The organism is Massilia jejuensis (assembly GCF_042656795.1).
Taxonomy (GTDB): domain Bacteria; phylum Pseudomonadota; class Gammaproteobacteria; order Burkholderiales; family Burkholderiaceae_D; genus Telluria; species Telluria jejuensis.
Map to the genome: position 1 here is coordinate 1 of NZ_JBHSMS010000022.1, position 18005 is coordinate 18005.

Genomic DNA, 18005 nt, shown 5'->3' on the forward strand with positions numbered 1-18005 from the left:
GTAGTGTGGAAACTCCAGTTTGGCACTTACGTGCCCTCAGGGGGAGGAGGAGTCCATCCCATTGCTTTGGGTCGATAGCGGACGTACGCTGGTCCAGTCAGGGCACTAACATGGCGTCCGTGTTCGTAGACGAACTGATGCCATGGCCCGTGCACTTCTTCCCGAAGACCTGTGGTTGCTAGTAGCAGCTCATCTTCCGACTCATCGCCCATCGCCGAAAGGCGGCCGCCCGCGCATCGATGATCGCGCGGCCCTGACCGGAATCCTGTTTGTTCTCAAGACTGGAATACCGTGGGAGTACTTGCCGCGCGAACTCGGCTGCGGCAGTGGAATGACATGCTGGCGTCGCCTTCACGAATGGATGCTAGCCGGCGTTTGGCAGCGTATCCACGAGGCGATTCTTCGACGGCTTCGAGAGCACGACCAGATCATGTGGGATCGAGCTTGCGTTGACGCTGCAAGCGTACCGGCACCTGCCGGGGGCGAGCACACAGGCCGAAACCCAACCGATCGCGGCAAACTCGGAAGCAAACACCATTTGCTGGTCGATGAGCGTGGGCTTCCACTGGTAGCTCAGATGTCGGGCGCCCAAGTACACGACTCGCGTTTCCTCATCCCATTGGTAGAGTCGATCCCGGCAGTGAAAGGGTTGGCTGGCCGTGCCCGCCAACGTCCAGGTAAGTTACATGCTGACCGAGCGTACGCTTCGAGAGCCCATCGGGCGTGGCTGCGCAGTCGCGGCATCGCCGCTCGTATCGCGCGCTACGGTGTAGAGTCGCGCGAAAGGCTTGGACGGTGGCGTTGGGTCGTCGAGCGAACCTTGGGTTGGCTACACCGCTTCCGCAGATTGCGCATCCGGTACGAGCGGCGAGCAGACATCCATCAGGCGTTCCTGTCGCTTGCCTGCTCGCTCATCTGTTGGCGGTATGTCGAGAGGTTTTGTTAGGCGCTCTAAAGCGAGACTGGGCCGACGTGCCCGCCTCGTACGAGAGCTCAAAGTACATTAGACATAAAACCCGTTGCACGCCTCCCGCCGCTCGACTCAATGTGCTCATAGATCGGCAAATTGGCTCAGCTTTTTACTCTTGATAAAATATGTTATCAAGAGTAAAAACGCATGTAAGTAGGGCTCGGCCGGACTGCGTTGGGCCGTTAGGAAAACTGGTGAGCAGGCGCTAAAGTCGTGACAGCAGAATGGCGGTATCCATTCATACCGGAGCGTCACGATGAAGCAGCAACGAAAGCATGTTCTTGAATTCTTCCAGAAAGATCCCTGGCCAGTACGGTTGGTTGTGCTGGCGATGTGGCTGACCTTTTTACTGGTCCTGGCGGGTTTGCTCTCGGGCCTGCCCGACAAATTGAAATGGCTGGCATTTTTAATAAAAGGGCTCCTTTGACATCGTCATTGCCAATCCACCCTGCCAAGGTTTCGCTCACGGAGGCGTGGTTTAACCAACGACGTCGCCCAGGGTGAAGGAGCCGCTAGGCCGCTTATTGGGAGACGCGACACTTATTGGGCGACAGGCCGGCACAAGCCCCTCTCTTTACGCCACGATGCAAGCACCAGTAACGCCCCATCGCGAGCCATGAAAAAACAGCCCCTGGACTACTTCCCGAACGATCCTTGGCCGATCCGCCTAGCGGTGCTCCTGATCGACCGCCTGACCTGGCCGGCCTTCGTCGCCGCGGCAGCACCTATATTGATGAAAGTTTTGCAATGGCCACCGACCTGACCACCACAACCCGCCCGCCGGGTGCCAGTCTGACAACCGCCGACTTCCACCAATTGGCAAAGGCGCCGCCGCTGCTGACCTGGTTCGCCAACATCGATAATCCGCAGACGAGGCGCGCCTACCAGAATGACGTCAAGGAATTCATGGCGTTCGCCGGCATCGAGGATCCGCACGCGTTTCGCCATGTCGGCCGTGGCCACGTACTGGCTTGGCGCCGCGACCTTGAGCAGCGCGCGCTGGGCGGCGCGACCATCCGCCGCAAGCTATCGGCGCTGTCGTCGCTGTTCGATGCTCTGTGCGAGTCCAACGCCGTCCAGGGCAACCCGGTCGACGGCGTGAAGCGGCCGAAGGTGGCCAGCCAGGAAGGCTCAACGCCCGCGATCGGCGATGACCAGGCGCGGGCACTGCTGGCGGCGCCGAACGGCGCGACCCTGAAAGGCTTGCGCGATCGCGCGATTCTTGCCACCCTGCTCTACCACGGGCTCCGCCGCGCCGAGCTATGCGCGCTGCACTTGGTCGACCTGCAGGAACGACGCGGCGTCCGCCATCTGCGCGTGCAGGGCAAAGGCAGCAAAGTCCGTTACGTGCCGCTGCATCCGGCAGCGGCCGGCGCAATCGCGGCTTACCTCACGATGGCTGGCCGCAGTGACGACAAGGCGGCGCCGCTGTTCCAGCCCGTCAGCAACAATTCCCGCGGCGCCGGCAAGCCGATAACACCTGACGGCGTCTATCGCGTGCTGGAGAGGTACGCCGGCATGGTCGGCATCGACGTCGACGGTTTTGGTCCACATGCGCTGCGCGCGACGGCGATCACCAACGCGCTCGAAAACGATGCGGATATCGGGCGCGTCCAGGACTGGGTCGGGCATGCAAACATCGCCACCACGCGCATGTACGACCGTCGCCAGCCGCGGGTCGAGGCGAGCCCGACATTCAAGGTCACCTATTGAACGTCGACTAGCTTTGGGCCGTCGGCAATGCGCCGGCGCCATAATGTAGTGAGTGTTCGGGCAGCAATACGGAAAGGTGTATTGTGGCGGCGTAACATGAGCGCAGCTTCCTGCATGCCGATTTCAGGCAAGAGGATGACAGCCAGGTCGATTACCATCGAAGCAGTTTGATTTGTCCTCGCGTCCATCTGGGAGACGATAACTGGATCGCGTCACAACGGCATGCGAACACACAAACGCAACGAAGTCGCCCACGCCCTAAGGCAGCCGCGGCCGTCGAAGGCTGCAGCAATTAGCAGATGGCCGAACGACTTCTACGACCCTATGCAACCATACACAAGGGTGGGCGATCGCCGCTCCTACGCCCTCCTGACCAATCAGGGACGCCTTGTTTATCTACTTGCGCCCACAGACAGAGCGTCCTGCAGGCCGCTCTCAAACAGGCCCAGAGTTGTCGCCGGCGAACACTTTGCTGACGGGGGCCGCTCTTGCGCCCAGAAGCCCAGATTTAAAAGATGACCTTTCAAACCATGGTCTCATTCGACTTTCGCGCGCGAAAGTGTCGGACTGTCGCCGGTGCCGTCATAGTTCATCATAGACCCAGCTCGGGCCCAGAACGGTCGCGATGCCGCTCCCTTGCGGGCTCCTGAGTTCGCTCATGAACCTGCACACGGTCGAGTGAAAGGTTGTGCCCGATATCGATCGCCGTCGTTTTCTGGGGAGGCTTGCCAGCGTTCTCGAGCATCTTGTCGTATGCCTCCTCGGTCGTGACGATTTCGGTGTTTTGCTTGGCCCGGGAGGCTGCCACGTAGCTTGCCTCACGATTCAGCCAGTGCGCGCCTTTCTCGCTCACAAGAAAAATCTCGCGGTGCGTGGTCACGCCCTGCTCCTTATGGGAGGTATGAGCATAGGCGTGGTCGACGTATCGCAGCTGTTGGTTCGACATCTGGGTTTCTCTCCCATCCTGCCAAAGTACGCGGGCCCCCTGCCCATCAATCTCCGTAATCACGCCTCGGGTGCCATTTGCCACGCGCGTCGGATCTTTGAGGCGGCCGATATTCGCCCTGGCTTCGATCGCGTCTCCGACAGCGTAGTGGCGCTCCTCCATGCGGGCGAAGCTGAACCGTGTGTGCTTTGACGGATCGAGCTCGACTGTCTTCCCATTCTCGCGGCGCAGGACTAGCCGGTTGTTGTTGAGGTCATAATCCACGACCGTCAGCATCTCCTCACGGGCAATTCCAAGGCTTCTGTAGTCACGTAGTGCCGTCAGCCGGTCGACGCTCTCGTTTGCCAGCGAGGCGACGTGCTGGTACTGCTGCTCGGTAAGTTTCGGATCGTCGAGGTGCTCTTTCCTATGCTCCGGCCCGGTGATGACGCCTTCTTTGCGTAGGGCCCCACGCACCGCCTGATTCGTCTCCTTGCGGTCGTGATTGGTGACCGTGACTACGCCGATCTTCGGTTCGGTGATTCCTTCGCTCAGCAACTGCTGCCGGTTTTCGATGTAGCGGGCGGCCGCCGTCCCGTACAAGTCGTTGTTGATAGTAGTGTCGAGCGATTGCAGGGCAGCTGCAAATCTGCCCTGCTTCATTTCGGCGATCGCTTTCTTCTGCTGTTCTGTAGCGTTATCGAAGCGGCGCGTCTCCTCGATTTTCGACAGGTTGATGCCGCCCTCTTGAGTCTGTAGAAACGCCCGGCCAGCCGAAACCGATCCGTGCTGCTTGGTGTCCCCCTGCAGGACGACACGCGCGCCCATGTCGCGCGCGATCTCCGATATCCGCGCAGAGTCCTTTGCACCTGTCATCGACGATTCGTCCATTACGAGAAGGAACCTCTTGCCCTCCGCATTCCCGGTCGCCAGTAAATTCTCGATCTGTGCAGTTTTGGCCAGGTAGGAGCGCAGTTGTCCCCTTTCCTGCACGTTCTGCTCCCGGTGCTCTGCGCGCGCCGCCCTGGCTTCCCCTCGGTCGACGGCTTCGTAGCTCGCAAGGCTTCGCCCCAGTGTTTCCTGAACGGTACCGACGGCGCGCGTAGCGCGCGCTCGGAACCGGTCCGCGAACCGTTCAGTGCTCTGCGGCGCGTCGGCGCCGGCGAGGCGGGCCTGGCCGGCATCCTGAAGCTTCACCCCCAGAGTATTTAACGGGTGCCACGTACCGGTGCGCGACTTGAGCACCTCGCCGCTCTTCGAGTCAAAAACGTAGCGGCCTGGCGTGAAACCGCCCGCCTCCAGGTCCAGGTCTCGCTTGGCCACCCTTTTGACTTGTGGAATAGTCCCCGGCGTGTGGGCGAAGTTGACTTCAAGCTGTCGCAGCTCGGCCTGCAGCATCCTGATACGCTCATCTCTTTCCGTCAAGAATGCCGCGACGGTTTGGCTCTGGATCCCGGTCGCTTTCTCGAGCTCGCGCGCACCCGTGGTCGATGTCGCAATGCCGCGCGTCTCCCATCCACGCTCGCGGGCTACTTCCTGAACGAACTCAAGCGCGGCCGTCTTGCCGGTGCCGGCATCCCCCTGTATTCCTTGAAACTTGTCGGGATGCATTAGGACGTTGCGAGCCGCATTCACCTGCTCGACCGAGAGCTTGAATGAAGTACCGACCTCGGCCGTCTTCCTGGCTTCAAAGCGGACGAGGAGCTGGTCGAACTCCTCTTTCGTTTGCACGACGGCTACGCCCTTGCCTTTTCCCTTCCGAATGCTGTCCTGAAGCGTCAGCTCGTTCGCGATCGCCGTCGACGTCGTCAACCTCGATGTCCCAGGGCCCGCCCGGTCGACCAGGGAGCGGTCTTCCTTGCGGTCATCAATCGCCTGCTTAACGGCCTGGATGCCGGCGCCGCCGCTGAAGAACACGGATTCTGACTCTAGCTGCGATACGGCAAACGCCTGTTCGCGCTCAGACAAGTGCTTCATGGCCCGGGTAACGCCCTCCCTGGCCAGGGTCTCTTCGGGCACCATCTGCGGTCCTGCACGCTTGGCGTTCTCGACGATCCCCGACAGATCGAGTCCCACCTCACGGGCTTTCTCGCTCCAGATCTCGCGCAAGTAGTCACGATCATGGTCGGTCTTCCGCGCGCGCGTATCAAGCACCGCGGTCTGGCGCGCCTGGTGCGATGCCCCGTCCGGATCGATGCCCCGTGCCAGGAGCGCTTCGCGCATCTGTTGGCTCCGCTGGCTGAAAGCTTCCAGCTGCGCGCCCTCTACGCCGCGTATATCGAAGTCGACGCCATTGTCGCGGTATACGATCTCGTACCCGGCTTCACGCAGATTGCGAGCTAGCTCTGCCTTGTAGATCGTGTCCGCCTGGGTGCGAATCTGGAACAGCTCATCGTTGGTCAGGCTTCGCCACTTTTGCGCGTCCTCGTCGTATGTGATGGCGACTACAACATTGTGATTGTGCAGTTGGGGGTCGTTCGCGCGGCTGGTCTCATGCTGCACAGTCGCATATAAAAGGTTGCCAGTCGCCTTCGCCAAGTTCTTCCCATTCTCATCCTTTATCCGCGCCTGTGCGCCATGCTCCTGCAACCAATTCATGGCCGTTCGGTTCGCTTCGATATGAGCCTGCACCACCCTCTCGTCGCCGCCGACCAGGCCGACGATCGAAACACTTTTCGGGGCTGAAATCGTGAAGTCGTATCCTAACCGTCGTCCATCCCCCTTTGAGTTCGCAGACAGGTCCTGCACCTCGCCGGTGGCGGGATTGGTGACTTCGCCATCCAGAAACTTGACGAACTGCTCTTTTGTCACCTCCTCACCCGCGATGCCGAGGATCTCGGCTCCCTTCCCATGCCAGGTCAGGGTTGCTTGCTCGTTTACGTAATAGTTGTCGGCCCGGTCGTGCGCGGGACCGTCCTCCTTCAAGGCATTGTCGTGATAGCGCGCGGCGTGAACGCTGCTCGTGAGCTTGTGAAGTCCGATCATGGCCGCTCCCCGTAGAAGGCCTGTACGGTGAAGCTCCGCTCGCTTGCCCTCGGTTGCAGGAGAAGCTCGATCCGTTCGTGCCCAAACTGACTGTCGTGAGTATAGTCAGCCGGCGAAAACAGGACTTGCCGAATAGGCCGCCCGTCGGCGCCCACCATCACCACTGCGATGTTCGGAAAATCGTTCGCGTCCCCGAGGTTGATCAGATCGAAGGAAACCGGAATACCGATGGACGACGGGGAGCCGGAACGAAGCGCACCGACTCGGAGGAAGGTCGCATCATTCCGTTCTGGGCGCAGGACTAGTTTTCCATGCGTTCCCGGAAGCCACTTGCGCTTGATCGCAGCGTCATTACCTGCAAAGCTGTCCAAAGCGGTATCGGCGATCTCAGTGCGAAACACATAAATTCCGAGCGCCATGAAGACAGCACAAAGGACCAGCATGTTGATAGCGCGTTTAACCAGCGAGGATTCGGTCGCAAGCATGTCAAAGCCCAAGGTCAAGATCACGGTTGGCGTTCGGTGTAGCGACTTCGGTGGACGACGACGTCATTGATACGTCGATCACTTCCGCCGCGGTTTGCTGCTCGTTCGTTTGCTGCTTCTCTCGCTCCTGCTCCTCCTTTTTCTTGCGCTCTGCTTCGGCCCGCGCAAGCTCCGCCTCCCTTCGCACGCCATCGAAAGCACTTTCGCCGCTTGGTAGCGTCGGTCGACTAATTTGAAACCGCTCGTCGCGTGGGGGATTTTCCTGGCGTGGAGCGAACGACGCTATCCGCGCCGGCAAGAATCCGAACCGCGGGCGCAGCCATGAAGAATAATCGACGCGCGCGATCGGGTAGTTGCCCGCGAACTTCAGAAAACCGGTGCAAATGTCCAGTTGGCCGAACGTGGCAGGCATGACTGCCCACTTCTCCTGCTCATTGATGACCAGACCGGCGCCGTCACGCTGCTCGACCACGGCAACCGCCTGGTTCTGCGAAATCGTCTCGGTCTCGACCTTGCCGAAGCGCTTTGCTGCGCGCTCCTTGGCTTCCGCGTCGTTCAGGGCTAACTGCAGTAGGGTGTTAAACCCGTTCATGGTCGATTCGGCGCGATCCTTGCCGATTGAGGTGACGAATTGGCTGTCGTTCTGTGTCCCTGCCAGCACGCAGACGCCATATTTCCGCAACGTCGCCAGTTGCTCTTCGATCTTGATATCGCCAAGCGTGTGCACCTCGTCCAGGAGGAACCAATACCGATCGTAGTGCACGACTTCCTGCCGCGCTGCGATCGACGAGAACGCGACCTGCAGGATCAAGCGGTACAACGGGGCAAACATCGCCTTCGTGTCGTCGCTTCCAAAAATGAAGAGGCGGGCATCGTCCGGCCGATCAAGGAATTCCGCTATTGACCAAGCGCCTTCGTTCACAGCCGCGATGCCATCGAGGTAAATCGAGATTGAGCTGATCACGCCCTGCCGCTGACTCTTCGAATCTCCCCCAATAGCAGAGCTTGCGACAGATTTCTGGATTAAGTGCTCCATTTCGATGTCCGGCATCTCCAGGATCGCACGCGCCATATCCTTGGTGTTCACCGCTCCCCGTTCAGTGAGGCGCAGCAGGATCACCGAAAAGAGCGCGCGGGCGGCGTCCTCGAAGAAGCTGTTCGCCCCGACGGCGCCGGCCGCCGACTTCGGCGGCAGAAATGCCTGGGCCAGGGTGTTCGCGTCATACCTGTTGTGCATCTCTTTAAAGATCGACCACGGTAGTGACCCCTTGAATGCCGGATTGAAAAACATATCCTTTCCCGGGCGGAAGTACGCACGGAAGAACTCGCCGCTCTGGTCGTAGATTACGCATTTCCGTTTTTTAGCAAACACCTGTTGCATGAAGTCGTGGATGGCCATCGACTTGCCGCTGCCTTGCGACCCGACCGCAAGAATCCCTCGCATCGGCGCGTCCTTGGGAAGAGGTACATCGGCCAAACGGTAGTCAGACCCGCCGCGCTGACGCACCAGGCGACTAAGCTCGGACGGCTCGACGATGTCGCTTGCACCACGGATACGGCGATTCGCTTGTTGCTGCCGTCCTCGCAAGACGAACAGCTGCCAAACACCGAGATAACCCACGGCCGCGGCACCCACTGCGATCCAGAACGTGCGCGTCAGCGCACGCGCAGGCGCCCATCCTTCCCCCAGCACCGTAGGGAGATCTTTCGCTGCGATGTACTGGATAAAAGGGCCGCTTCCAGTATCCACGCTGACAATCCTGCGGACACCCGCCGCGTCACGCATCCTCCATTTTCGGTGCACCGTCTCATCGACGACAAGCCGCGTCACCGCAAGTTTTGCGACGTCGTACTCCTGAGGCGTGGAGGCAGAAATCCAATACGCGAGCGGTGTCACGAACATCGGCAGCGCTCCGAAGAACAGGCACTTCTTCGCCGCCTGAATAGTCAGCTTGATCCGGGTCGAGACGCTCGCCTGACCTACGCCGGCGTTAGTAGCGGCGATGTTACGCGCCATGGTTCGCCTCCTTGTCTCCGACAGCAATTAAGTGTCCGCAGCCGTCGTGATCGACGACGGTGCCGAGCCTGTTAATGAGCTTGAAGTTTGCAACCTCCGGGGGTAAAAGGTCGGCCAGCGTATCCGCCTTCGCCCCGTAGCTGTCCCGCCAGCCGCCGTCGGGCGCCACGGCGAAGTCTCGAAAGAGCGAGCTGCCATCACCAAAGAGGATTTGAAGATCGGCGCCCACTGTTCGGCTTTCGCTGGCGGTGACGATCTCGCTCAAGATGACCTGGCAGGATGGAAGACGTTCAAGGGCGTACAGCGACTCGACGACCATGTACCGACCTGCAGGCAGCTCCGCCAGAGCGTTCTGGCTCTCAAAGTCAGGAAGATCAATGATCATGGCCAACCTTCACGTTCGCGGGCTTGGAGGCAGAAACGGCAGCAATACGGGCACCCTTGCCCAGTGCCTCGAAGACCGTTTTGCGGTACGTCGCCGTGAGACGTTCCTTGTACGCTTCTGCCGATTCGTCAGGATTCTGGCGCAGCGCGAGCACGCTTTGCTCAACATCGAGATGCATGACCGCCCCAATCATTTCCTGCAGCTTTTTCAGGTGTTCCAGGATGGCGAGCTGCGTCTGCATGACCTGTTCGGAGTACGAGTCGTAGCGGGCCAGGCCATCACGGACAAAGGTCCTGAGAAGCTGGGATTGGTCTTGTCCGCGGCGCTTCATCTCGGCTTGAAAAGCTTCATGGAGCTCATGGTCAAGGCGGGTTCCAACGGGGATGCTCTTCATCGGGGACTCCGAAAAGTCAATTTAAATTAAATATTATACTTTCGGCCACGTGTGGGCAATTGAAAACAATGTAACGCGCTGATTTAGCGCAGGTCTTGTCGGTCAAGACGTTTTGCAGTCGGGTTGGAGGTTAAAGTGTTAACAGCTTTTCCGCTTTAAGATCAAGCAGTTAGCGGCAAATCGGGGCCTGCACGTTACGTGCGTAATGTGTGTGCCTCTTCGTAGGGGTGTGGGGGGTCCTCCCCCCACACGTTCGTCATCCGCGGACGCGGTCCGGTCCACCGGATAGCGTCCGCCGTTTAAAACCTCCGCAGGCGGGACGGGAACCGGCCCGCCTGCGCTGGAGTCGTTCAAATCTTGGCCGAGGGCAACGAGGCCAAATCGTCCACCTCCGCACGGGCTGGCGATAGCCGGACCGTGCGCTGGACAGCGCGGCCGAATCCACCCGCGGCGCATCCCTCCCTTGCCTGGTTACGCTTCGGGATCAGCAGCGACAGCGCGCCCGGGTCGGGCCACCTGGTCGGTTTCGCCCCGATCCGCCGCCGGCGCGCCACCAGCCTGGAACTGGCCGGAGGCGTCAGGGCGCGCAGCGTCACCGCGCCCTGGTCGGGCTAACTGGTCGGTTTCGCCTTGAGCGGGCGCAGGCGCGCAACCATCCCGGAGCTGGCCGTAGGCGTCGGTGCGCGCAGCGACACCGCGCCCGGGCCGGGACCACCTGGCCGGCTTTGCCTCGGTCCGGCGCAGGCGCGTAACCAGCCCGGAGCTGGCCGTAGGCGTCGGGGCGCGCAGCGTCACCGCGCCCGGGTCCGGGCACCTGGTCGATTTCGCCTCGATCCGGCGCAGGCGCACCACCAGCCATGGAACTGCCAAGAAGCGTCGGTGCGCGCAGCGTCACCGCGCCCGGGTCCGGGCGCCTGGTCGATTTCGCCTTGATCCGGCGCAGGCGCGCCACCAGCCAGGCGCTGGCCAGAGGCGTCGGTGCGCGCAGCGACACCGCGCCCGGGTCAGAGCATCCGGTCGATTTTGCCTTGATCGGGCGCGGGCCCGCCACCAGCCAGGCGCTGGCCAGAGGCGTCGGTGCGCGCAGCGTCACCGCGCCCGGGTCGGAACCACCTGGCCGGCTTCGCCTCGGTCTGCCGTCGGCGCACCACCAGCCAGGAACCGGCCAGAGGCGTCGGTGCGCGCAGCGTCACCGCGCCCGGGTCAGGGCATCCGGTCGGTTTTGCCTTGATCGGGCGCGGGCCCGCCACCAGCCCGGCGCTGGCCAGAGGCGTCGGTGCGCGCAGCGTCACCGCGCCCGGGTCGGACCACCTGGCCGGCTTCGCCTCGATCGGGAGCCGGCGCACCACCAGCCCGGAGTTGGCCAGAGGCATCGGTGCGCGCAGCGTCACCGCGCCCGGGTCGAGACCACCTGGCCGGCTTCGCCTCGGTCTGCCGTCGGCGCACCACCAGCCAGGAACCGGCCAGAGGCGTCGGTGCGCGCAGCGTCACCGCGCCCGGGTCAGGGCATCCGGTCGGTTTTGCCTTGATCGGGCGCGGGCCCGCCACCAGCCAGGCGCTGGCCAGAGGCGTCGGTGCGCGCAGCGTCACCGCGCCCGGGTCGGGACCACCTGGCAGGCATGCCGTATATCCGCCGCAGGCGCGCCACGACCCGGACCTGGCCGGAGGCGTCGGTGCGCGTAGCGTCACCGCGCCGGTTCGAGGCCAGCTGGCCGGCACCGGGATTCCGCGACAATCAGGGAAGTGGCATGGAAGGCAAGCGGAGCGCGCAGCGCCGCAGGCGCGGAGGCGTCAGGGATGGAAGCCCGAAGGGGCGAGACCGCGCAGCGGGCTCGATGCGAAGCACGAGAGCCCGCTCCCGAAGGGAGACGCCCACGCATTGGCACCGCGGCGGCGCCAACCGCGAAACGCCGACACGGACGGGAAGCGAGGTATTGATATCAGGCTGTACACAAGCGGCACTGATGTGATTAGAATTAAAAGCACGCCGAGGTGAATTTCACCGATCGGCACAACCAACCAGTGAGGCCAAACGATGAGCGCAGCAACGCAAGGCACGCAAGGGAAGAAAGGAAAATCACTCGACGAAGAGATCGCAGCGGCCCAGGAACGGCTGACCAAGCTCATGAACCAGAAGCGGGAAAAAGAGCGCAAGGACCTGGAGCGGAATCAGAAGGCAATTACCACCTTCCTCCGGACCGAGAAGCTTGACATGGTTCCGGTGGACAGGTGGACCGAAGCGCTACCGGCACTGCGCAGACTGTTGAAGGTCGAGGAAGTGAAAGGGTCGCGCGCGGCGGTGCAGGAAAGTGGCGCGGCGAAGGACAGTTCGAAAAAAGCGCCTGAACCAGCGAAAGCGTCCGATCCGGCGCCGCTCGAGTCAGTTGCCTAACTGTTTGGTTGGGCAGATCCGGGCCCGGCCAGCATCTTGCGCTGGGCCCAGGAAAACAGGGATTGCTGTTGCGAGGCCGTGAGACCCTCCATCAGCACGTAGCGCACGAAATCGCAGACAGCCTCGCGCAGCTCGAGCGGCAACAGGCGCGCACTTGCGAGCGAGGTAACGAAATCAGGGTGCGAGCTCGCCAACACAATTTCCAGCAGAAGCATCGCTTCTTCAGTCGCGCCGTGGGCGTCGACGTGGTCGACGAGTCGGGCCGCGCTAAGCGGCAATTCGGGCTGGCTGGGCATGAGTTCCTGTGGGTGTCGCGTTCTTGGGTGCCCGCAATAGTACCGGAAACGCGGCAAGGTGAGGAACGGCGCCGGCGCAAGCCGGCGCCGCGCGTTTATAAATCCAGCGTGGATGAACGCTCGGCGCAAACCTGGCGCCAGATGCGCTCCCGGACCGGGGCGAACTCCGCCTCGAGACGGGCAAGTCGCCGCGCCTGTTCCCCACTTTCGACATCGACCATGGATGCGAAATAGGTGGCGGTGCACGGACCGGCCCAGGTGCGCCACTTTTGCCGGATCCGCATGCGTATTTCTTCCGGCTGCGCGAAGTAGGCAGCACGCGCTCGGCGCCACACGTCCGCCAGGAACTGGCGCCGATCGGACTCCCATCGCGTGGCATGCTCTTCCCGGCGTTTGATCTCTTGGTCTAATGGCCGCTGCTCGGCGGCGACGTGGTCCGCGAACAGCGGGTAGCGCGCCTGTTCTTTGGCCAGCTTGCGCGCATATGCGGCCCGTTGGCGATCTGTCAGGGGACGGGGGCCGTATCGTTGTTGGCGTTCAAAACGCATGGCGTTCCTCCAGAAAATCCAGGGGAACTTGTACAAACGGGCGCAACACGGGGCAATGTACCTTCATGACTTCACCTCGAAGATAGGTCGGCGGCGATTCTCGTTTGCTGCAGGGTCAACAGGCCGGCCAGGCGGCAGCGCGGGCGGGCAAGCAAGCGCAGCGCGCAGCGCCGTTAGGCGCGGAGGGCGCCGTCGACCGGACAGGTCGACGGCGGCGCCTCTGGCATTTCGCCTGGGCGCCGTGGGGCTCAAATCAGGCCATGCTCGGCAAACGAATAGCTTTCGGCGCCGGCGACGATGATGTGATCCAAAATCCGCATTTCCACCAACTGGAGCGCATCGGAAAGCGACTTCGTTACCATCCGATCCGCTTCGCTGGGTTCGGTCACGCCGCTGGGGTGGTTGTGGAATACGATGCAGCTGGCCGCGTTCAGCTGCAATCCCGCCTTGACCACTTCGCGAGGGGAAACGCTTACGTGCGTGAGTGTCCCGGTAAACAGCACGTCGCGCTTGATGATGCGATTCTTTACGTCAAGCCAGATGACCCCGAAGTGTTCCCTTTCTGCTTCGCCATACGCAAGCATCAGATGCTGCCTGACGACCGCTGGGCAGTCGCAGCGTTCGTAGCTAGCGCGGTATGTCCGGCGGCGGAGTATGTTCATCGCTTCTGCGATGACTGCATTTTCCTGCTGGCGGCGATCAGTCAGATTTGCTACGGCGCCGCTGTCGCGGCAGCTGAGGGTAGTCACATCGGTCATGTTGTCCTCCGGTCAGTTGATGGATTTATTATACGTCAAAAACTATTGACCGTCAATAGCACAAATGTTGTGTTTTCGCTCTTGCGCGCAGCGCCGTAATACCGGAGCCTGGAGCCCTCGGGCCGGGTGTCGGGGCCGGAACAGGCCCTGACGGTGTTGCCTGCTCGCTTGAGCAGCCAAGGACCAGCGGAGCACAGGCCCGCCCCGGAGTGACACCGTGTACCTCTCGCCTCGGAGGCACGGTCGCATGGCTGCGGGCGCCGTCATGGACGCCCCGGAGGCCGCACGCGGAGCGCAGCCGAAGGCGAGCACCGAACGGGCGAGGCGCGCCTTGACGGCATAGCTCGCCGCCGTGCGATCCTGCCGGAGAGATGGGCGATAGGTGCGCGGTGGAACGGGAATGGTGCGAAAGCGGCACCGGAGTCGGGGGTTGCGTTTTCCCGTTCTTACTTTCGCTTGCGAAAGTCTGACTTCGCCAGGCGCAGCCTCTGGACGGACCGGGCGGCGCAGCTGCCCAGCCTGTCGACCAGGTCGACAGGCTGCGCGCGTAGCGCGCAGCGCCGTGAAACGTGGTGGGAAGGGATGGTGCCAGCCAGGCGCGGCGCACGGCATCGTAAGCGGGAAAGCGTGCGCCCGTCCTCGCGGCAACGGTGGCACTGGGCGACTATTGTTCTTTCCTGAAATCTTTCGACAGCGCGCCTTGGCAGCGGGCTGCTAAAGCGGGACCGGGCAACCGCTGACCCAGCGGCTACCCTCGACCTGCAGGTCCCGTGGATCGTCAGCCGCAGCTACCGATGTAGGAGCAGGATTCGCAGCGCTGGCATCCGTCGACCTTGCGCAGTGCGGGTGCGCCGCACTCGGGACACTTGCTGCCGCCTGTGACCTGGTGGTGTTGAAGATCCGGGACGCTTCCGGGTGCCTCGAAGTCGCAAGCCAGATCCTGGTTGCGTGCGGCGTATGCGCGTGCCAGGTCGGCCACAGGCACTTGCTTGCCCTCCGCATCGAGGAACCCGCGTTGAATCAGAAGGCGCTGCAGCATGAATCCGACTGCCGCCACTTCCGACTCATGGAACATCGGCGCTTGCGTACCATTCTGTTTCTTCAGGTGGCCGCAACGTACTGGCCCCTTCTCCCAGACAACCTTGCGCATGTCCTCCAGGGCTTTGGCCACGGATCCGCCTGCCCGCGCAGCAAGCGAGAGAAGACGCATCGACGCGGTGATCCACTGCTGGCTTTCGCTGCGTTGTCCAGCCGGCATGAAGAATTCGAATGGCCTTTCGATGGTGACTTCCTTGCCGCCAACGAGGCCGCTGACCGGCATGAAGCTGACCGTGAGATAGCAGGACTTGATTCCCTCCTGGGTCCCATAGGGAATCTTCGAGGTGACCGCTTCCAGAATACCGTCCGGCCGCCTGTCGAAAGGTTTGCGCAGCGGATCGTCGTCCGCAGGCACCGGGGGCGCCGTACCCTCCTCCGGCGTCACGCTGAGGACGCTCCCGAGGACAGCGTTTGGACGGTAGGTGGCCATGCCTTTCAGGCCGGCGCGCCAGGCAGCAGCGTACAGGCCCTTGAAATCGTCGTAGGGATAGTCTGCCGGCACGTTGACGGTCTTCGAGATCGCGGTATCGACGAAAGGTTGCACAGCGGTCATCATCTTGAGATGGTCTGCCGCCGACATCTGCAGCGCGGTAACGAAGTGGGCAGGCAGAGCGTCCGGGGCGACGTCGCCGCCGCGGTGGACGAACAGGCGCCAGGCGTGATCCTGCACCTCGTACTGACGCTTCGAGCCATCCGGCATCAGTTTGGTCCGCTGGTACGTCAGGGCATATACCGGTTCGATCCCGTTCGACGCGTTGTCGGCAAAGGCGAGCGTGATCGTTCCCGTCGGCGCGATCGACAGCAGGTGGGAATTGCGGATGCCGTGCGCACGGATTGCCTCTTGAAGATCGGCAGGCAGACGCCCCACGAACCGGCCATTCAGATAAGCATCTACATCGAACAGGGGGAAGGCGCCCTTCTCCCTGGCCAGCTCGATCGACGCGCGGTAGGCAGCATCCCGCATTTCACGGGCAATGGTGGACGCGAGTGCACGCCCGTCCTCTGCGTCATAGCGCAGGCCCAGCATGATCAGGGCGCTGCCCAGGCCCAGGAAACCCAAACCGATCCGGCGTTTCGCCTTTGCCTCGGCCGCCTGCTCCTCGAGCGGCCAGACGGTGGCGTCGAGGACCAGATCAAGCATGCGCACCGCGACCGGGATCACGCGGCGCATCATGTCGAAGTCGAAGGAGGCTTCCGCGCTGAAGGGATTGCGGACGAATTGTGTCAGGTTGAGGGAACCGAGGTCACAGCAGCCGTATGCCGGCAGGGGCTGTTCCCCGCAAGGGTTGGTGGCGCTCAGCTTTTCGGCGTACCACAGGTTGTTCTCGGCGTTCATCCGGTCAACGAACAGAACGCCTGGCTCGGCGTGGTCGTACGTCGAATGCATGACCTTGTCCCACAGCTCGCGCGCCTGCACCTGGCGATAGACCCACAGGCCATCGGCCCGCTTGGAGGCGCCGGCCGCAATGAGTTCCTCACCGGGCTCCGCTTTGTGCACCAGGTCGAAGGTCCCGCCCCGCTCGACTGCCTCCATGAATTCGTCGGTGACGCCGATCGAGAGATTGAAACAGCTGAGTTCGCCGCCGTCCTTGGCGGCAATGAACCGCTCGATATCGGGATGGCTGATCCGCAGGACGCCCATCTGTGCGCCGCGCCGCGCACCCGCCGATTCTACGGTCCTGCACGAAGCATCGAAAAGAGCGAGGTACGGGACTGGTCCGGATGCACGCGACCCCGTTCCTTTCACTACGCTACCGGCAGGCCGGATCGCTGAAAAGTCATAGCCGACACCGCCGCCGCGACGCATGGTCTCGGCCGACTGTGCGAGGGCCGTGTAAATGCCTGGGAGACCGTCTTCAATTCCCGTAACGGAATCGCCGACGGGTTGCACGAAACAGTTAATGAGCGTGGCATTCGTGTCCAGGCCCACAGCCGAGTTAATACGTCCGCCGGGAATAAATCCGTGTTCTTGGGCCCACATGAACTGTTCTGCGAAATGACTGCGCTGCGATTCCGGTTCCCACCGGGCCAGTGCTTCGGCAACCCGCCGCCGCACTTCAAACACGCTTTGCTCGTTCCCCTTCGCGTATTTTTCGATAAGCACGTCGTTTGAAACTTCCTGCGGCATCATGGAATTGATCAGCCCTTCGCTTGCGTTCATATAGCCCCCACAAAATCAAAAGATCAGGAATAGGAAATGCCGCCGCCGTTATGCAATCGCTTTCGAGAGGGCGACATATTTAAATGGTTAAAACTATTTTATCGAAACGTGAGCGGGATAATATTGAGCTTTCTCCCTCGGTGCGCATCCATTATTAAACTGGTCCGGTTTTATCAAGACTAATACTGCGTTGCCGATAAAATCCTCGTTGCTTGGCTTTCCGTGTTTATGCCCGAGTCAAGCGAAACCCGGGCAGAACAACAATAATTAACGATGAATACGGAGTGAAGAGAGTTTCAATGGTCGGTATAGCTGACGTCCCCGACAACCTTTCCATTTGCGATCATGTCCGCGCTGGCGTAAATGAACGGCGTCACATCCGGGCCGTCAGGGTCTGGTGCGTGGCGGCCTTGCGCTCCGACCGTCACCGGGTAGAGCTGGCCGTCCTCATCGCAATACAGGAACTCCGGGATGGGCTCGCCGTCCAGGTCCTGTTCGTCGTAAGCCTGGCTGACGCGCCTTTCGGTCGTCGGGCAGAGTTTCTTGCTTCCGTCGTCCTGAATCTGCCGCACGAAGAACCGGGAAGACCAAAGCGCGTCGGCATCGGCGCCCATGCTGCGGATGGTCTTGCATGCCTCTTCGTAAGCTGCATTGATCCCCTTGCTGTTGCAGAGGTGTTCGATATACGCTGTATAGCTAATGGTGCCTCCTACGCTGGACGGTTGATTGACGCCGGGATGACACGACAATCATAGCATTTTAGCTATTGTCCGACAATAGATTTATTTTGCAGCATGCGCTTGCGTTTTTCATCCGGATACCGGAACCTGGAGTCCTCGGGCCGGGTGTCGGGGCCGGAACAGGCCCTGACGGTGTTG

Annotated in this window: 17 protein-coding genes; 6 read left to right on the forward strand and 11 right to left on the reverse strand. The window is 61.6% G+C overall.

The genetic code is table 11. The features are described from left to right. Positions 1–142 precede the first annotated feature (142 nt). The 4 genes from ACFPOU_RS05630 to ACFPOU_RS05645 all read left to right on the forward strand — a co-directional run bounded on the left by ACFPOU_RS05630 (position 143) and on the right by ACFPOU_RS05645 (position 2683). Positions 143–946: an IS5 family transposase gene (locus ACFPOU_RS05630; protein ID WP_379718053.1), complete on the forward strand. Its 804-nt coding sequence runs from the start codon at positions 143–145 to the stop codon at positions 944–946. A gap of 280 nt (positions 947–1226) precedes the next feature. Next, positions 1227–1397, forward strand: coding sequence for a hypothetical protein (locus ACFPOU_RS05635; RefSeq protein WP_379718055.1), 171 nt, complete (start codon positions 1227–1229; stop codon positions 1395–1397). A gap of 189 nt (positions 1398–1586) precedes the next feature. After that, the gene (locus ACFPOU_RS05640) at positions 1587–1733 is read left to right on the forward strand and encodes a hypothetical protein (protein WP_379718057.1); all 147 of its coding nucleotides are present in this window, start codon (positions 1587–1589) and stop codon (positions 1731–1733) included. After that, the gene (locus tag ACFPOU_RS05645) at positions 1718–2683 is read left to right on the forward strand and encodes a tyrosine-type recombinase/integrase (protein WP_379718059.1); all 966 of its coding nucleotides are present in this window, start codon (positions 1718–1720) and stop codon (positions 2681–2683) included. Before ACFPOU_RS05640 ends, ACFPOU_RS05645 begins: the two co-directional genes overlap by 16 nt. A gap of 592 nt (positions 2684–3275) precedes the next feature. Here ACFPOU_RS05645 and mobF read toward each other — a convergent pair. Genes mobF through ACFPOU_RS05670 form a run of 5 tightly spaced genes read right to left on the reverse strand, consistent with a single transcriptional unit; the run spans position 3276 to position 9874 of the window. Continuing rightward, entirely contained in the window at positions 3276–6593 is a 3318-nt protein-coding gene (gene mobF, locus ACFPOU_RS05650; RefSeq protein WP_379718061.1) for a MobF family relaxase, read from the reverse strand. Then, positions 6590–7078, reverse strand: coding sequence for a hypothetical protein (locus tag ACFPOU_RS05655; protein WP_379718062.1), 489 nt, complete (start codon positions 7076–7078; stop codon positions 6590–6592). Before ACFPOU_RS05655 ends, mobF begins: the two co-directional genes overlap by 4 nt. 1 nt (position 7079) lies before the next feature. Next, on the reverse strand, positions 7080–9095 hold the full coding sequence (locus ACFPOU_RS05660; RefSeq protein WP_379718064.1) for a type IV secretion system DNA-binding domain-containing protein: 2016 nt from the start codon (positions 9093–9095) through the stop codon (positions 7080–7082). Continuing rightward, positions 9085–9480, reverse strand: coding sequence for a hypothetical protein (locus tag ACFPOU_RS05665; protein WP_379718066.1), 396 nt, complete (start codon positions 9478–9480; stop codon positions 9085–9087). The genes ACFPOU_RS05660 and ACFPOU_RS05665 overlap by 11 nt, the downstream gene beginning before the upstream one ends. Continuing rightward, a complete protein-coding gene (locus ACFPOU_RS05670) occupies positions 9470–9874 on the reverse strand; it encodes a hypothetical protein (protein WP_379718068.1) in 405 nt (134 codons plus the stop codon). The genes ACFPOU_RS05665 and ACFPOU_RS05670 overlap by 11 nt, the downstream gene beginning before the upstream one ends. A gap of 417 nt (positions 9875–10291) precedes the next feature. Here ACFPOU_RS05670 and ACFPOU_RS05675 point away from each other — a divergent pair, with 417 nt between their 5' ends. After that, a complete protein-coding gene (locus ACFPOU_RS05675) occupies positions 10292–10489 on the forward strand; it encodes a hypothetical protein (RefSeq protein ID WP_379718069.1) in 198 nt (65 codons plus the stop codon). 389 nt (positions 10490–10878) lie between these two features. On the opposite strand, the gene ACFPOU_RS05680 is transcribed toward ACFPOU_RS05675, so the two are convergent. Further along, a complete protein-coding gene (locus ACFPOU_RS05680) occupies positions 10879–11265 on the reverse strand; it encodes a hypothetical protein (RefSeq protein ID WP_379718071.1) in 387 nt (128 codons plus the stop codon). 644 nt (positions 11266–11909) lie between these two features. Here ACFPOU_RS05680 and ACFPOU_RS05685 point away from each other — a divergent pair. Next, positions 11910–12266: a hypothetical protein gene (locus tag ACFPOU_RS05685; protein WP_379718073.1), complete on the forward strand. Its 357-nt coding sequence runs from the start codon at positions 11910–11912 to the stop codon at positions 12264–12266. Here the strand turns inward: ACFPOU_RS05685 and ACFPOU_RS05690 are convergent. From ACFPOU_RS05690 to ACFPOU_RS05710, 5 genes are all read right to left on the reverse strand, one after another. After that, complete coding sequence (locus tag ACFPOU_RS05690; RefSeq protein WP_379718075.1) at positions 12263–12562, reverse strand: hypothetical protein; 300 nt, start codon at positions 12560–12562, stop codon at positions 12263–12265. The two genes, ACFPOU_RS05685 and ACFPOU_RS05690, sit on opposite strands and share 4 nt — an antisense overlap. A gap of 95 nt (positions 12563–12657) precedes the next feature. Next, a complete protein-coding gene (locus ACFPOU_RS05695) occupies positions 12658–13110 on the reverse strand; it encodes a hypothetical protein (protein WP_259213710.1) in 453 nt (150 codons plus the stop codon). Positions 13111–13358: 248 nt separating this feature from the next. Then, a complete protein-coding gene (locus tag ACFPOU_RS05700; RefSeq protein ID WP_259213709.1) occupies positions 13359–13868 on the reverse strand; it encodes a JAB domain-containing protein in 510 nt (169 codons plus the stop codon). Between the two features lie 778 nt (positions 13869–14646). Continuing rightward, on the reverse strand, positions 14647–17127 hold the full coding sequence (locus ACFPOU_RS05705) for an adenosylcobalamin-dependent ribonucleoside-diphosphate reductase (protein ID WP_379718077.1): 2481 nt from the start codon (positions 17125–17127) through the stop codon (positions 14647–14649). A gap of 296 nt (positions 17128–17423) precedes the next feature. Continuing rightward, positions 17424–17741, reverse strand: a complete 318-nt coding sequence (locus tag ACFPOU_RS05710; RefSeq protein WP_379718079.1) for a hypothetical protein — start codon at positions 17739–17741, stop codon at positions 17424–17426. Positions 17742–18005 lie beyond the last annotated feature (264 nt).

Bases quoted from the DNA above. Each gene is read 5' to 3' on its own strand.
- ACFPOU_RS05630 (WP_379718053.1), top strand. From the start codon at position 143: ATGGCCCGTGCACTTCTTCCCGAAGACCTGTGGTTGCTAGTAGCAGCT.
- ACFPOU_RS05635 (WP_379718055.1), top strand. From the start codon at position 1,227: ATGAAGCAGCAACGAAAGCATGTTCTTGAATTCTTCCAGAAAGATCCC.
- ACFPOU_RS05640 (WP_379718057.1), top strand. From the start codon at position 1,587: ATGAAAAAACAGCCCCTGGACTACTTCCCGAACGATCCTTGGCCGATC.
- ACFPOU_RS05645 (WP_379718059.1), top strand. From the start codon at position 1,718: ATGGCCACCGACCTGACCACCACAACCCGCCCGCCGGGTGCCAGTCTG.
- mobF (WP_379718061.1), bottom strand. From the start codon at position 6,593: ATGATCGGACTTCACAAGCTCACGAGCAGCGTTCACGCCGCGCGCTAT.
- ACFPOU_RS05655 (WP_379718062.1), bottom strand. From the start codon at position 7,078: ATGCTTGCGACCGAATCCTCGCTGGTTAAACGCGCTATCAACATGCTG.
- ACFPOU_RS05660 (WP_379718064.1), bottom strand. From the start codon at position 9,095: ATGGCGCGTAACATCGCCGCTACTAACGCCGGCGTAGGTCAGGCGAGC.
- ACFPOU_RS05665 (WP_379718066.1), bottom strand. From the start codon at position 9,480: ATGATCATTGATCTTCCTGACTTTGAGAGCCAGAACGCTCTGGCGGAG.
- ACFPOU_RS05670 (WP_379718068.1), bottom strand. From the start codon at position 9,874: ATGAAGAGCATCCCCGTTGGAACCCGCCTTGACCATGAGCTCCATGAA.
- ACFPOU_RS05685 (WP_379718073.1), top strand. From the start codon at position 11,910: ATGAGCGCAGCAACGCAAGGCACGCAAGGGAAGAAAGGAAAATCACTC.
- ACFPOU_RS05690 (WP_379718075.1), bottom strand. From the start codon at position 12,562: ATGCCCAGCCAGCCCGAATTGCCGCTTAGCGCGGCCCGACTCGTCGAC.
- ACFPOU_RS05695 (WP_259213710.1), bottom strand. From the start codon at position 13,110: ATGCGTTTTGAACGCCAACAACGATACGGCCCCCGTCCCCTGACAGAT.
- ACFPOU_RS05700 (WP_259213709.1), bottom strand. From the start codon at position 13,868: ATGACCGATGTGACTACCCTCAGCTGCCGCGACAGCGGCGCCGTAGCA.
- ACFPOU_RS05705 (WP_379718077.1), bottom strand. From the start codon at position 17,127: ATGAACGCAAGCGAAGGGCTGATCAATTCCATGATGCCGCAGGAAGTT.
- ACFPOU_RS05710 (WP_379718079.1), bottom strand. From the start codon at position 17,741: ATGGGCGCCGATGCCGACGCGCTTTGGTCTTCCCGGTTCTTCGTGCGG.